Genomic DNA, 15106 nt, shown 5'->3' with positions numbered 1-15106 from the left:
TTCCTTTCTTTTCCATGTCATTTGTATTTCTGTGATCTGCCGTCTATTCATCGAATCACTTCAGCAGTTCTCTGTTGTTTATACTTTTCTAAAGGATGGTACCACCCCCGGCAACATATTCTCCATCATACAATACAACTGCCTGACCCGGAGTTACCGCACGCACCGGCTCTAAAAATTCACAGTGTATCGTATCCTCCCCTGTTCTTGTTACCTTGCACATACTTCCACTGTGAGAATAACGTATTTTGGCTTTTAAAAGCATCTCATCTTTAATATCCGGAATTGACATAAAATTAATATGATCCGCATCCAGTTCATAGGTAAACACATCTTTATTCTCGCCAAGTACAACTTCATTTGTCTCCGGACGTATCTCTGTGACAAAAACCGGATGCCCAAATGCGATTCCGAGTCCTTTTCTCTGTCCGATCGTGTAATGTGTGATTCCTTTATGTTTTCCAACCACAGTTCCGTCTGTCAGGACAAAATTTCCCGGAGGCGGTACCTGACCTTTGCATTCCCTGTCAATAAAACCGGCATAGTCGTTGTCAGAGACAAAGCAGATTTCCTGGCTGTCTTTTTTATGTGCAACCATAAGACCGATATTCTCGGCGATCTTACGGATCTCATCTTTATGATAGGCACCAACCGGCATCAGTGTATGTGATAGCTGCTCCTGCGTCAGATTATAAAGTGCGTAGGTCTGATCTTTTGCTGCCGTTACAGAATTTTTGATCGCATATCTTCCATTAGAAAGCTGTTCAATTCTCGCATAATGTCCGGTTGCAATGTAATCTGCACCAATTGCAAGACTCCTGTTTAACAGTGCTTCCCATTTTACATAACGGTTGCAGGCAATACACGGATTCGGCGTTCTGCCCTTTAAATATTCCGCGGTAAAATAATCCATAACATTTTTCTTAAATTCCTGTTTAAAATTCATGACATAATACGGGATTCCCAGACGGTCTGCCACTCTTCTCGCATCATCTACCGCAGAAAGGCCACAGCATCCGCCACTCTCCTCCTGCACAAATTCATCCTCATCCTGCCAGATCTGCATGGTCACACCAATGACGTCATATCCCTGTTCTTTTAAAAGGTATGCTGCCACGGAGGAATCCACACCACCGGACATGCCGACTACTACTTTCTTTGCTGCCATTTTATTCTCCATTTCATCTATCTCAAATTTTACATATAATCCTTATTCCTGCACACTACCTATTATTTGACCATACATCGCACCATTGTGCAATATTTTTTTCCGGCACGCTTATTATTTTTTTGCAAAATTTATGAGAAACCCAATCTGAGTTTCTCATAAATAGCCGTTTCTGCACAGACCAGCTTTCTTTCCGTCCATGCCAAACCAATATAATCATTACCGTCTGCTTTTCACATTTTATAACAGTAATGTAATTTCATCATCCCATTCTGCGATCAGATCTTAGAATTATAAAGCTCACCTGTTCTGTAATTATAAGTATAAGAACCTGATTTCTGATAAGTATTCGCCTTTGCTGCCTCACTCTTTGCATAAGATTCTGCACGTGATGCCTGACGTTTTACTTCTGTTCCATAATAACTGTTATCTGCAAACATTGTCTTAACTTTGCCCATATCAGCTTTCTTAAACTTCTCTTCATCGATCGTAAGTTTATTATCTGCTCCAATGGAAATACCGATATCGGAAAGTGACCTGCGGTTTGCCTCTGTCACACTTACCATGCTTGCACCAGCTCTTAAAATACTTTTTGTATTCGAATCGCCGACTTCATCAAGCAGGCTGTTATAGCTGTCTGTAAAGTCTTTCACAGCTTTATAAATCGCATCCGTATCATATCCGGTTGTCTTATTTCCATCCTTATCTGTCTTTGTCACTTCTTTAAATAAGGATTTATCTCCCGTCTCCTGAAGTGCTGCAACGGATTTTTCCACATTCTTCGCATCACTCTCGATTGCTGCAAGTGTCTTAGTGTCATCTTTGGATGTTGATGTTGAAGAAGATGTTGTATCACCAGAGCCGCTGACCTGCCCGCCTTTTCCATAGTAGGCATCTAACAGTTTAAAATAGCTGCCGGATTTGATTGTTGCCCAGTCACTGTAATTAATTCCAAGTATATCACTTCCTGACATACTGCTGGAAAATAATGAATTCTTAGATGACGTGGTATTTAATCCGGAGAACAAAACTCCCATTGAATATGAATTATAACCGGAAATCGTTGCCATATATCTCACTCCTTTGAAATAATACAATAGATTACCAAAAACTTCCCCGTTGTTTCTTATATCGTCATTTTAGGCTGTTTTCTTTACATTTTCAAGTATTTTACACATTCAAAATAACCATTTCGTGCGTATGGGTAACCTCACCAATTTTTTTGTATTTTTTCCTGTTTTTTTGTTTTAAATTACTAAAAAAATTGTTAATTTATTATTCATACTTTGTTCATATATGATTGATATACTAAATACAGTAAAAAAATACTTAGACAACTTGTTATAATATACTTGATAAATTTTTTTCATAATAGCCCAGGCGCCGAAAGGTGTCTGGGCACTCCTCATTTATAGAGAAAATAACCAGAATGTACGCTATACAGACATTCTGGTTATTTAAAAATCGATGTACCAGACATCGAATCAGATATTCTCAATCTGCCAGTCGATCGGCGCGATCCCATTTGCTTTTAAGAAATCATTTGCCTGGCTGAAATGTCTGCATCCAAAGAATCCTCTGTATGCTGAAAGCGGACTCGGATGCGGTGCCTTTAAGATCAGATGCTTCGGATTCGTGAGCATCGGGATCTTGCTCTGTGCGGGTCTGCCCCACAGCATATATACGATTGGACGATCCTGGGCATTGACAGCCTGAATGATCGCATCGGTAAACTGCTCCCATCCTCTTCCCTGATGGGAATTAGCCTGATGCGCGCGAACCGTCAGCACCGTATTCAAAAGAAGCACTCCCTGATCCGCCCATTTTTTTAAATATCCGTTGTTCGGTATATAACAGCCTAAATCATCCTGCAGTTCTTTATAAATATTCTGCAATGATGGTGGAATCTCCTTCTGTGATGGCAGTACTGAAAAACTCAGACCATGTGCCTGATTCTCATTGTGATACGGATCCTGTCCTAAGATCAATACTTTTACTTCACTAAGCGGTGTAAAATGCATCGCATTGAAGATATCATCTGCCGGCGGATAAATGACCGCCCTGCTGTATTCTTCTTTTACAAATTGAAATAATTCCCTGTAATATGGCTTTTTAAACTCTCCCTGAATTGCCGGAAGCCAGTCATTTGTGATCATTGCCATGATAAATTCTCTTTTCTTTATTTTTATCTTCTTACAGAAACACCACGCTCTGCCAGATAATCTTTCAGATCGCGGATTTCAAGTTCTTTATAATGGAATAAAGACGCTGCAAGTGCTGCATCTGCTTTTCCTTCCGTCAATGCATCATAAAAATGTTCTTTCGTACCCGCTCCACCGGAAGCAATTACAGGAATGGATACATTTTCCGCAATGGTGCGCGTCAGTTCAAGATCATAACCTGCCTTTGTTCCATCACAATCCATGCTCGTCAGAAGAATTTCCCCCGCACCGAGTCTGTCTGCTTTCATTGCCCACTCTACTGCATCAATGCCAACATCGATACGTCCGCCATTTTTATAGATATTCCATCCCGAACCATCAGCTCTTTTTCTGGCATCGATCGCCGCAACCACACACTGACTGCCAAACTTATCTGCAGCCTCACTGATAAGTTCCGGGCGGTTGATCGCAGATGAATTGATGGATATCTTATCGGCTCCCTCGCGGAGCAAGGCTTTAAAATCATCCACAGTACGGATACCCCCGCCGACAGTAAATGGTATAAATACCTTTTCTGCCACCTTGCGCACCATATCCACAACTGTCTCCCTTGCATCTGAAGTTGCAGTAATATCGAGAAATACCAGTTCATCTGCGCCTGCTTTATCATAAGCTGCTGCTATCTCCACCGGATCTCCGGCATCTCTTAAATTCACGAAATTAACACCCTTTACCACACGTCCGTTATTCACATCCAGACACGGAATAATTCGCTTTGTAAACATTTTTATCCTCCCGTCTTAAATCCCGGCAAAATTTTCTAGTATCTTAAGTCCGACTGTACTGCTTTTTTCCGGGTGGAACTGACATGCAAAGATATTGTCCTGTTCCACAGAAGCGTGAATATGTGTGCCATATTCCGTAGTTGCCTTTACGATCATATCATCCTTTGCTTTCAGATAATAAGAATGAACAAAATAAACATACGGATGTTCCGGCAGCCCTGCAAATAATCTTCCATTATTCTGAAAATCCAGTGAATTCCATCCGATATGCGGTATTTTTAATCCTTCTGTATCCGGTATCCGTAAGATCTGTCCGTCTAACAAATGCAGTCCTTCCACTCCGCTACTTTCCTCACTGCCTTCAAATAAAAGCTGCAGTCCAAGACAGATTCCAAGAAATGGCTTTTTCTCTTCTGCCACTTCACGAATTACTTTGTCCAGCTCATATTTTTTTAACTGATCCATCGCCTCGCCGAAAGAACCAACCCCCGGTAATATTACCTTGTCTGCCTGACGGATCTCATGAAAATCCCTTGTTACCACGCAATCCTGATGTAAAAAATCAAGTGCTTTCTGTACGCTCTTTAAATTACCTGCATCATAGTCTATGATCGCTATCATTTATTTTCATCTCCCGCTGTTTCTTAAAATATCCAGCAACCATGCGGTTTCCAGCTATCAGCCAAATTACATTTCGTTGCTCTTTGGTACGTCTTGTTCCTTTTTATTACTCAAATTATTTAGTACGTATTTAGTATACTAAAAAATATACTAAATAGCTGCCATAGTATTTGCCAGCTCATTGATCTCGGTCAATTGCTGCGCTCCAGGCTTCGCATCTACGTAGTTGTTCATTGTTGTACTAATATTGCCATGCCCCAAAATATATTGAAGTGTCTTTGGCGTAAGCGTCTGCATATTAGTTGCAAAAGTATGTCTGCAAATATGAGGTTCAAACTTCCGAATTGGTGTATCTGGATTTACAATATTGAAACGCTTAATGCAATTCTGCAAATATTCCTCAACATGAGCCCTAACAATTGTTTTACGGCTTCTTGTTGCCAAGAACACAAACCTTTCGTATGCATTACCCCTCTCATCATAGCAAACCGGTTCGATATCACCTTTTAAATATCGATTTTTCAGTACATGTTCAAAACTATTGTACACACCATCTGTCATAGGAATGAATCTTATGCCATTTGATGTTTTAGGTTTTCGCACTACGTGTTTATGATTCAGACATAATAACTGTTTTTCAACACGTATCATCCTCTTATTCATGTCTATATCATCCAAAGTAAGCCCACATAATTCAGACACTCTCATGCCTGTCCAAAACAAAATATAAATCATATCATAGCAGTGTTTACTATGTGCGTCTGTTGAGCAAAACTCCAAAAACCTGTTCATATCTTGTATAGTCAGCGCTTCCATCTGTTTGCTATCGCTTCTGTCAGTCGTAATTCTTCTAAACGGATTCTTTACAATATAATCGTAGTCAATAGCATACTCAAATGTTCTTTTTATAAGGCTGATTTGTGATTGTATAGATGACCCTCTATATTTCTTTTTCATGTCAGATAACCAGTCTTCGCAATGCTCTGGTTTTATCTTACCTATCTCCATATGTCCAAGACGGTATTCTTTTAATGTATTTACAGTTACATTATAACCCATTTTGGTATTTGGACTTAATTCTTTCCTATTATAAAGGTTTTCTAAATATCGCCCCATGACCTCAAGTAAAGTAAGTTTTGCACCATCAATGTCAATATGATTTTCAAGCTGTGTGCTTAATTCTGCCTCCTTTTCACGCAAGCTCTTTCCGCTCCGTTTACCTTTTGGCAACTGATCTGTTATATCCAGTCTATATGAGCTAATTACTCGTTCTTTCCCTAAAGCATCTTTATAGTGATACTCATACCGTTTTGTTTTGGGATTGTAATACTCATTAGCACGTAACTTCTTTCGTGTAGGTTTATTTTTTTCTGATACTGTTTTATTTGCCATATTCTCAGCCCTCCATAAAAAAGGTGCCTCGAACGAATACTCTTAGATGATATCACATTCGAAGCACGATGTCGATAATTTATATCTGCTCAACTTTGCTTATAAATTTTTCAAATGGTTCTCGTTTAATCCGTATAACGCGTCCAATCATCAAATGATATTTACATTCGTAATCATCCCGAACCAGTTCTCTTAATCGATGCTGTCCTATACCAAATAAATCAGAAGTTTCTTTAATAGATAGCAAATATTTTTCTTGCACAACGATCACCTCCATTCTGAGGTAATCATAAATGTTTCAATTGTAACCTACATACGGAAAAAATAAGAGGGAATGCTATTTTCGCTGTTGATGGTAAGCCATCTCTAATTATTTAGAGACAACCTACCATCATAATATTATTTTGAATCTGTTTTAGTATCAAGTAATTTCTGTGTAATATCTAATCCGGCAATCAAAAACTTCGGCACTTTCACATTCATTTCAACCAGGTTCTCTAAAATGCTGCGGATTTCATTGATCAAATATGTTGCAAGTGTGAACCATCCGAACCACAGAACAAAATTAAGCTGTATACCTATAATCTCACCCATTGTCACAAAACAATCTGATATAAAAAAAGCAAGTCCGATCACAAGCCAATACCACACCTTTTTGCAAATCCCTTTTGCCCCGATGGCACTTGAGACATTTTTGTTATAAAGTTTCGCCTTACAGTACCCGGTTATATAGTCAACCACATTCAGAATTAAGAAGCCAGCAAATAAAAACCAGTACTTTCCAAAAATTGTCACTCCAATCGTTGCAATTAGTCCATAGATCATGTTAATTTTGTCAAATTTCATAAATGTATCCTCTCTTCCTGCCCGCAGGCGGTTATTCAAAAGAGCCGGCTACATAACACATAGTCATGCAATCGGCTCTTAGGCTCTTGATTTTTTTAATTCTGTAATATCTTGCTGTATCGATTTAATCTGATCTCTCATCTCTGCATTTTCTTTTTCTAATATTTCCACACGGTTCCAAAGCTTCTGCACCATATGGATTGTTAGAAAGATAAACTCCTGATACCGCAATGCGTAATCATAAATGATATTTCCATCTTCGTCTTTACATGGAATTTTTGAAGATTCTACGGGAGTTCCATCTTCCTCATTATATGCTGTGTATTCGTATCTGATATCCTTACAGAATCCTGCAAACTCCTCTGCGACTATTCCAAGTTCCTGCATGGCATCTTCGACATCCTGCGAGATAGCACCTATATGCACGCGATCACCATTATTAAAGACAAATGATTTTGGTTGCAACTTCAAGAATAGTTTTTCATATACCTCTGTCAAATCTTTTATATCATGCTTCTTTGTCCGATCAGAGGTATTAATAGCGCCTGTTTTCGAAAAAACAGTTGTCCATAATTTATTTTTTGTTCCGCATGACATCTGGTTCGATACATTCGGACAAATGAATGCTCCAGATATATCTAATTGATACCCCGCTCCATGAAGAAACGTCGGAGTTGTATTATTCCCGACATGGCAGTTATTGTTCTTATTTAATCCCAGAATGTCAAGAATTGTTCCGTTTGTATGTGTTCCATGGATATATTTTCCAGATTCAATATCTAAACTTCCCGTTAATGTTCCGCCTGACAACGGAAGATATCCTTTTAATGCGTTGGCAACTGCTGTTATTCTGTTATCAAGCGTCGCATCTCCATTTGCAATGTTTTTTGATAATTTTGTCGTCACATTTTCGTCTCCGCTGATAAGATTCTGCATAATACCAGAATATATAGAATTAACTTCACTTTCTGTATAATATCGTTCATCATGCGTATGGCTGGATGGTGCGTATGTACTCGGTTTACCTGTCACGTCAGACCATGGGATTTTTCCGGTAAATGCAACTTCTTTCAGATCAGAAAACCACTTTACAATCTTTCCGAACAGTGTCGCATGGGATTCGCCGCTTTTGAGATTTTCTCTTGCGGTTGATGCTGTAAATGATACGATATTGCTCGCTGTATCCCCACCAATGGTTATTGCATTAGAAAGATTGTCCAATTTTTCCTTATCTTTCGGACTCATTAAGCCGGCTGCTGATTGTGTTGCATTGTTTGCGATAAGCGTTCCATCTTTTGTTAACTGGCAGATTTTTTTGACGGTACCATCATTATTAAAACAAATAAACCTCAAATCACCTTTGAATGCATCCAGTTCCCATCTTAAACCGATATCGTCTGGTGATATAATCTGAATGTTTCCACCCTCGCTGCTGGTATAAAGTTTAACTTTCTCGCCAACTTGTAATTGACCTGTTAACTTTCCTCCACTAATAGGAAGCGCACCGATATTTTCCGATGTCAAATTCACCTTCCCTGTGCGGTATTCCGTTTCAACATTTCCTTTAATACCGGTAACTGTATCGTCTGGTATAGAGCTCGATGGGACAGCCCAAGTTCCATCTTCCCTAAGGTATTTAGTTGTGCCAGCAGTAGTCGGTGGTGACGGAACAAGACCAACTTTTGCTTCGGTTCCAGATTTTACAAAAGTATCATATACTGTATCTGTAAACTTTGCATCCTCCGGAACATCTGTATCAACCGTGTGATTATTTACGGTATCGGCATTTCCGCCATTTGCTGTCATTGATGTTGGTTTTTCTGTCAAATCTGCATAACTTCCAGTAAAAGCAACAGTTTTTAAATCACTGAGGAATTTTTTAATTTTTCCTAATGAAACAGCAAGTTTTTCCCCAGTTGTAAGATTCGTTCTGATCGTTGCAGATTGAATATCGCTAGTTACATTACTTGCATCTCCAGTTTTATCAAGTTTTGCATCATCCAGTTTAGAAAATCTATCGTCCGTATATTCGGTCGATTCGCCCAAACTAACTTTTTTTATATCGTTTGCAAGATTTTTCGCCGCTATAGTTTTTGTTCCTCGTTCACCATCAATCAAAAATATGTCTTCGTCTTTAAGCGTTTCTACTTGATCGTATTCTATTAGTTTAGCCATTTACATTCACTCCTTTGCGTTCTCGCATAGCATTGAATCCAATAACAAGACTTGTTCGATACTAATATTCTTCGGAAGATCTTCTTCTGTAATAGTATTAATATCCAGAACAACATCAACAGAATTTATCGCATAAAGTTCATCCATAAATTTGTTATATCGGGGATTCGTATGGTCAATATACGGTTCATCACCAATTTTATACTCTTCGATTAATTTCTGTCGCGCTGAAATATATTCGGACAACTCTGTTTCAATCTTTTTAAGATTACGGCATATAGCCAAAGCACCTCTTCTTGAAAATTCCAGTTTTACAATATTATTCGATAGAAAACCGACATACATATCATAAAGTTTTCCAGTTTTAATCTCTAATTTTTTCATATGAACCTACAGTCCTTTCTATAAAGCAATTTTCATTTTCATTGCATCCATTTCATTTTCTATTTTTTCTATTTTGATAAATAGCTTCTGCACCATATGGATTGTTAAAAAGATAAAGTCCTGATACCGCAGGGCATAATCATATACCGGATTACCGTCGGCATCTGTTATAATGTATCTGCTCTCTTCTACAGGTGTTCCGTCGTCATTATATTCCCGATAATCATACTGAATATCCTTACAGAATCCTGCAAAATCCTCCGCCGACATTCCAAGCTCATGCATAGCATCTTCAACATCCTGTGAGATAGCACCAATATGTACACGGTCGCCGTCGTTAAATATAAATGACTTTGGTTGCAACTTAAGAAACAGCTTTTCATATACCTCTGTCAAATCTTTTATATCATGCTTCTTTGTCCGATCAGAGGTATTAATTGTTCCAGTCTTTGCGTAAACAGTTTTCCATAGCTTGCTTGCACCTCCTAATGTGACATCATTTGTAACATTTGGGCAAAAAGCTTCATCTGTGAAATTGTATTGTTTACCTCTTGCATGGATATACACTGGTGATATATTGTCTCCATTATAGTCACCCATATGAACATTGTCTTTACTGTTCATACCAATCAATCTGGTTAATGTGCCTGCTGTATTATATGTACGAAGCCATAAAGCATTTGATAAATTCAATGGGCATCCAACATCGCCATCAACTGAAAGTAATGTCTTGTTTTGCACACACGTTCCACTTTGATATTTGCCAGTATATATACCATCATAAGATATAATAATGCCTTTGGCGGACGGCAAGTTGACAGCTGTCTCATCAATCATGTACACTGATAACAATCCAGCTTGAGCACCCAAACCAAAAGCTCTATTGCCTGCACTACTTGCCGTTGTCAAATCTATTACAGCCTCAGACGTGCCAGGCATACTGCCGCTGTTATGACCTATAATTTTTCCATTTCTTATCTGCACATATTTTCCGCCATTATCCCCAATTGAACTTATTCCATCTGTGCCTATATAAACACCTTTTTTATTACTCCCAAGGTTATCAGGTCCAGAATATAAAGAATTTGTTCCGATTGTGAAACCGCCAATATTTCCTGTTGGCGCTGATAATTGTCCAGCAAAATAAGTGTTCCCGGATACATCGATTGCAAATTGTCTACTGATTATCTGACCAGTTGCCATGCTCATCTTTACACCTGCTGTACTATAAATACCGCTTGTGTAGACGTAATTACTACTCTTAATGCTTCCGGCTGCTGTAATATCCGTGGCAAACAGATCGTCTACTACAATATTTTTAGAAGTCAGTCTATTTGCTTCTATCAATCCTGTAGCAACTAAGTTTTGCACATTAATTTCAGTTGCTGTAATACTTTTTGCTATAATGCGATCAGCTGCAATTGTCCTTGGTGTAATCACTTCACCATTAATTGTATCAACGTTCTCTGCCTGAAGTGCGCCACTTATGTTATTCAACTGATAAATTACGCTCTGTTCGCTTCCTCGAAAAACAAGCCTGTCTACTGATAGAGTTCCAGCTACAATATCGTCAGCATAGATATTCACTCCGGTTAAAACGTTTGTTGCTATCACCTCTGAACCAACAACACGATTTGCTATTATTCCCTGTGATACTAAAAGCGATTCCATAAATCCTTGTTTAATATTAGCAACATTTATGTTTGCAAAATCAATTTCTGCATAATGAGCTTCGAGATAATCTGTTGTAATTCTATTTGCTTCAAGAAAATCAACTTTATCTGATACTTGTTTCACGTCATCACCCGTTGCAGATGGCGACGATAAATTTCCAGTAACTAATACTGAATGATTTCGTATTTCACAAACTACTCTATCTCCAGTTTGTCCATTAACAACAGTATATGTAGGGATATATTCCTCTGACCCATCGATCTTAACGTAAAAATCATTCTTATCGTTTTTTAAATCGCCATATATAGTTGATGTTTTAGAAGTCTCTTTTGAAGGTTGATTTACAACTTTCGCAAATGATTTTAACAAATGTGTTGACAATTCCATGTTACAAACCGCCTTCCCATAAATTATTAACAAATACTGCTGTTTCTTCTACTGTGCATCCGATTCCGCAATTAATAGACTGACTGATAACTTTGGCTTTTATGTTTTTTAAACCTGCTCTTTCATAGTTCAATAACACACAATCGCCAACTCTTACTGGACAGTAACCATGCGTATAAGTTACTTTGTATTCTAATTTTGATAAAGTTGCGAGCAAATTTCTTGCATACTCTTTCACATATTCCTCATTTGGTATACCGCTCAACGACGGATTTACAACACGATGAATAATTTCTCTGCCTCTTTTACTAATTGATACCGGACTATTATCATCTGTATTTTTAACAATTGCACTTATTGGTTTTTTGACACCTTCCGAATACACAACCTCAACCACGTTTGGAATGTCATACATATCTCTTTCAACTGTAACATCTGGTAATAAGATGGATCTTTCATCATCATTAAATGTCATTACTGGTTGCATTTTCTCTGTAGCAATTACAGGAGAAAAAAGAATGTGTCCTAAAGCATCTACATCATATGTGTAATGATCTGTAGCTATTAAATCCCTCAGATACGTAAGCCACGTATCGTCTGTGCCAGCTGTAAAATTAGAACTTAGGGTACTTGCTGTTTCTACGGTGATAACAGGTGCCCTTGTATTTTTCGCTGTCAATTCACTTGCCAATGTCATATAATTTGTACCTTTTTTTATTGTATATCCGATTGACGGTGATTTTTCTTTTAACTCCATCAACGGCGTATAACCATTCATTTTTATTGTTTGACACTTTCCATCATAATCATTGGATGGCATTTGATACAAAAACGTACCAATTGGAATCGTTTCTTTTACTCCATTTTGAATTGCTACCATATATGTTCGTATGTAGCATTCTTCAAGTATCTCAGAAGTTGTTATAGATGCAGAACCGAGTGTACTACTTGTTGAATCCCAATTAATAGAACAGTCAGAAATCTGATTTAATTCCTGACCGTCCATCCATGTTACAGGGTCAACTTTATAAAATCTGTAAGATTGTGACATAGTCTGAGTCCAATCCAGCATTTTAAGCACCCCCTTCAACTCTTGTTATACTAAATGAAATCGGTATTACCAAGTCAGCGTGTGTTTGGCTATATGAAACCTTTATTTGTGCCCAATATCCCGTGCCAGATGGTTCCCTTACATAACAATTTCCAAAATAATTAGCAAGCCTTCGTATTGCATATAATGTTTCGATATCATCTTTTGGTATATCTACTGACCATGTTGCCGTATGTTCCTGTTGCGTTCCATAATAACTAACCGGTCTTTTTCGACCAATGTATTTTTGCAAATTAACATCATTTGAAAAATCGTCAGATATATCAATGTTATATGGTAACCGTACCAATGAGCCACTCCAACTTGGTTCTGCTAAAATCAAATCTTCAGTTCCGACATAGTTTTGCCACTGTTCAGACCACTGAATAATAATTGCTTTCTCTTGTACTGGATATACTGGCACATCATAGAAATCAAAACTTCCGTTTCCAGTTAAATTTGCAACCACTCTGTATCGTGCATAATCTAATGCTGGATGCGGATCAATAAAAGTGTTATGCTCACGGTTTATAGCATTTTTTACTATTGCAGTAAATGATCCATCAAATTCTCTTCTATATATAGAAACTAATGCATCATCCAACAATTTCCCACCATTTGCATACACTACTTCACCGTTTTCATCAATTATAGAATCCAACCCATTATCCTGAATCTTATCATACACAGCTACTTCAATTGATGTTGTATAATTTTTAGTGTTATAACTGATGACCGCTTCTATATCAATCGCTGTTTCCAACATTGATACTTTAAAATATTGCTCATGTGACGCTGACAATCCAGTATTCATTCCAACTACAGTTTTTACAACGTATACTTCCCCATTTTCCAAATATGTCAATGCTGGATTAATGTTTAAAGTTGTTGATTGTTCAGATGCGTTGAATGACTCAGACCAAATAATATCGTTTTTCATCACAGTTTTAACCTGACCTGTTTCATCAACAGTTTCATATGTATTTCCAGCAGTTATTTCGTGATACCAGCTAATTGGTTTCTGTGTAGTTGGACCCGATTCATATACTAATGTCAACGGATATGTCAAAAGGTTTTTATTTTCATCTAAACCATTTATTGTGGCAGTCAACGTTGGCACTTGGTACAATTGAATTGTTCTTGTTGTGGACCAAGGACTCCAAGCCTCATTTCCGTTTGTTTTTGTTTGAAGGATTCCCATGGTTCGTATTTTAAACTGTATTTTTGTATCTGATGAAAATGTCATTCTGAGATTACTCAAAGGAAATGAGCATATTTGCCCCTGTTTCTTCTTTTCTGTATCGTATAATGCACCGACATAAACACCATTGATACTAATGTACAGCTCCGCTTTTGTTTCATTTGAACTGTCGCCGGAATTATGAGTCCAATATAAAACAGGCGAATGTGTAACATCTGCTGTATAAGCATCTGCCCAAGTTGTTGGTGCATCTGGTACCTCTCCAACAATTACAGATACAATCTCAGACCAACTGGAATAACCAGCGTCATTCTTTGCCCTAACCCTGAAGAAATACTTTGTTCCCGTTTCAAGACCAGAGACCTCGGCATGACTATAATCAGATTCTTCATTAACTGTAAGTGATGTAACATTTCCAGAACTATCGAAGTACCTTTGATATTCTGTATACTGCACTTCAAAACTTGTTGCGCCCTTAGAATGTGTCCAGTCAAGCCTTACTTCTGTTGATGTTTTGGCATAATAAGATATCCAGCTCGGTGTGTTCGGACATGGAGACACATTCGATGAATACTCAGACCACTCTCCAGTCTCAAAAGAACCCATATGATCATTTTTTTGATTGCTTCCACATGCCTTTGCTTTGTATTCTGCACCAGCATCTACTGCAATCGTCATACTCACATGATTTTTAACTACATCTGCTGAATATTCGCCATATCGTTTTGTATCATTTTTTACAACATAGAAATACACTGACTTCGTATTCTCATCGTATGTATCTAATTCCATTGTAAGAAGATTTCCACTTACACTCAAAGTTGGTGTACTTGGTGTTGCTGGTGTTTTGTCTGCGACGACTTTATATTCTTTCCATGCTGTATATTCAGATGTATACCATGCTGTATCTACATTATTATTCTTGTATGTATTCGACTCCGGTTTAATCCTGAATCGTATTTTCTTTGCATTAGAGGGAATTGAATATGTAAGATTACGAACATTATTTGCAACTGTCGAGCCATTTTCTCCCCAAAACCACACGCCATCACCTGTTGTATACTGAATCTGGTATTTAAAGTCTTTAGTGGTTTTATTTTTACTCCAGTCCTTATGAGTACTTGGTATATATCCATTCCATACCCATGTAAAATATAAAACATTAGTGGTACCCGATTGGATACCACATGTCACGTTCTTACATTTTTTATTTGCCATGTT

General features: G+C 37.9%; 13 protein-coding genes. All 13 read right to left on the bottom strand.

Annotated elements, in window-relative coordinates:
* Nucleotides 1-88: 88 nt before the first annotated feature.
* On the bottom strand, nt 89-1180 hold the full coding sequence (gene mnmA, locus H8S51_RS05955) for a tRNA 2-thiouridine(34) synthase MnmA (RefSeq protein WP_117919781.1): 1092 nt from the start codon (nt 1178-1180) through the stop codon (nt 89-91).
* Between the two features lie 266 nt (nt 1181-1446).
* Nucleotides 1447-2238, bottom strand: a complete 792-nt coding sequence (gene fliD, locus H8S51_RS05950; RefSeq protein ID WP_241070928.1) for a flagellar filament capping protein FliD — start codon at nt 2236-2238, stop codon at nt 1447-1449.
* Nucleotides 2239-2652: 414 nt separating this feature from the next.
* Nucleotides 2653-3330 (bottom strand): uracil-DNA glycosylase, encoded by a 678-nt coding sequence (locus H8S51_RS05945; RefSeq protein ID WP_186898990.1) that lies wholly within the window; start codon nt 3328-3330, stop codon nt 2653-2655.
* A gap of 23 nt (nt 3331-3353) precedes the next feature.
* Nucleotides 3354-4115 carry an imidazole glycerol phosphate synthase subunit HisF gene (hisF, locus tag H8S51_RS05940; protein WP_117919785.1) on the bottom strand — a complete coding sequence of 254 codons (762 nt, stop codon included), beginning with the start codon at nt 4113-4115 and terminating at the stop codon, nt 3354-3356.
* A 15-nt stretch (nt 4116-4130) separates the two neighbouring features.
* Nucleotides 4131-4736: an imidazole glycerol phosphate synthase subunit HisH gene (hisH, locus tag H8S51_RS05935; RefSeq protein WP_117919786.1), complete on the bottom strand. Its 606-nt coding sequence runs from the start codon at nt 4734-4736 to the stop codon at nt 4131-4133.
* Nucleotides 4737-4886: 150 nt separating this feature from the next.
* Nucleotides 4887-6128: a tyrosine-type recombinase/integrase gene (locus H8S51_RS05930; RefSeq protein WP_186898991.1), complete on the bottom strand. Its 1242-nt coding sequence runs from the start codon at nt 6126-6128 to the stop codon at nt 4887-4889.
* Nucleotides 6129-6207: 79 nt separating this feature from the next.
* Nucleotides 6208-6390 (bottom strand): excisionase, encoded by a 183-nt coding sequence (locus H8S51_RS05925; protein WP_186898992.1) that lies wholly within the window; start codon nt 6388-6390, stop codon nt 6208-6210.
* Between the two features lie 137 nt (nt 6391-6527).
* Nucleotides 6528-6974 (bottom strand): phage holin family protein, encoded by a 447-nt coding sequence (locus tag H8S51_RS05920; protein WP_186898993.1) that lies wholly within the window; start codon nt 6972-6974, stop codon nt 6528-6530.
* A gap of 78 nt (nt 6975-7052) precedes the next feature.
* On the bottom strand, nt 7053-9149 hold the full coding sequence (locus H8S51_RS05915; RefSeq protein WP_186898994.1) for a tail fiber domain-containing protein: 2097 nt from the start codon (nt 9147-9149) through the stop codon (nt 7053-7055).
* A 6-nt stretch (nt 9150-9155) separates the two neighbouring features.
* Nucleotides 9156-9533, bottom strand: coding sequence for a hypothetical protein (locus tag H8S51_RS05910; RefSeq protein ID WP_186898995.1), 378 nt, complete (start codon nt 9531-9533; stop codon nt 9156-9158).
* A gap of 18 nt (nt 9534-9551) precedes the next feature.
* Nucleotides 9552-11594 (bottom strand): tail fiber domain-containing protein, encoded by a 2043-nt coding sequence (locus H8S51_RS05905; RefSeq protein ID WP_186898996.1) that lies wholly within the window; start codon nt 11592-11594, stop codon nt 9552-9554.
* Nucleotide 11595: 1 nt separating this feature from the next.
* Nucleotides 11596-12666, bottom strand: a complete 1071-nt coding sequence (locus tag H8S51_RS05900; protein ID WP_186898997.1) for a hypothetical protein — start codon at nt 12664-12666, stop codon at nt 11596-11598.
* A 1-nt stretch (nt 12667) separates the two neighbouring features.
* Nucleotides 12668-15103 (bottom strand): fibronectin type III domain-containing protein, encoded by a 2436-nt coding sequence (locus H8S51_RS05895; RefSeq protein ID WP_186898998.1) that lies wholly within the window; start codon nt 15101-15103, stop codon nt 12668-12670.
* Between the last annotated feature and the right edge of the window lie 3 nt (nt 15104-15106).

It is taken from the genome of Roseburia rectibacter (genome assembly GCF_014287515.2).
GTDB lineage: Bacteria > Bacillota > Clostridia > Lachnospirales > Lachnospiraceae > Roseburia > Roseburia rectibacter.
The sequence above is the reverse complement of the archived record's forward strand: the minus strand, read 5'-3'. Positions and strand labels throughout refer to the sequence as shown.

Bases quoted from the DNA above. Each gene is read 5' to 3' on its own strand.
- mnmA (WP_117919781.1), bottom strand. From the start codon at position 1,180: ATGGAGAATAAAATGGCAGCAAAGAAAGTAGTAGTCGGCATGTCCGGT.
- fliD (WP_241070928.1), bottom strand. From the start codon at position 2,238: ATGGCAACGATTTCCGGTTATAATTCATATTCAATGGGAGTTTTGTTC.
- H8S51_RS05945 (WP_186898990.1), bottom strand. From the start codon at position 3,330: ATGGCAATGATCACAAATGACTGGCTTCCGGCAATTCAGGGAGAGTTT.
- hisF (WP_117919785.1), bottom strand. From the start codon at position 4,115: ATGTTTACAAAGCGAATTATTCCGTGTCTGGATGTGAATAACGGACGT.
- hisH (WP_117919786.1), bottom strand. From the start codon at position 4,736: ATGATAGCGATCATAGACTATGATGCAGGTAATTTAAAGAGCGTACAG.
- H8S51_RS05930 (WP_186898991.1), bottom strand. From the start codon at position 6,128: ATGGCAAATAAAACAGTATCAGAAAAAAATAAACCTACACGAAAGAAG.
- H8S51_RS05920 (WP_186898993.1), bottom strand. From the start codon at position 6,974: ATGAAATTTGACAAAATTAACATGATCTATGGACTAATTGCAACGATT.
- H8S51_RS05915 (WP_186898994.1), bottom strand. From the start codon at position 9,149: ATGGCTAAACTAATAGAATACGATCAAGTAGAAACGCTTAAAGACGAA.
- H8S51_RS05910 (WP_186898995.1), bottom strand. From the start codon at position 9,533: ATGAAAAAATTAGAGATTAAAACTGGAAAACTTTATGATATGTATGTC.
- H8S51_RS05905 (WP_186898996.1), bottom strand. From the start codon at position 11,594: ATGGAATTGTCAACACATTTGTTAAAATCATTTGCGAAAGTTGTAAAT.
- H8S51_RS05900 (WP_186898997.1), bottom strand. From the start codon at position 12,666: ATGCTGGATTGGACTCAGACTATGTCACAATCTTACAGATTTTATAAA.
- H8S51_RS05895 (WP_186898998.1), bottom strand. From the start codon at position 15,103: ATGGCAAATAAAAAATGTAAGAACGTGACATGTGGTATCCAATCGGGT.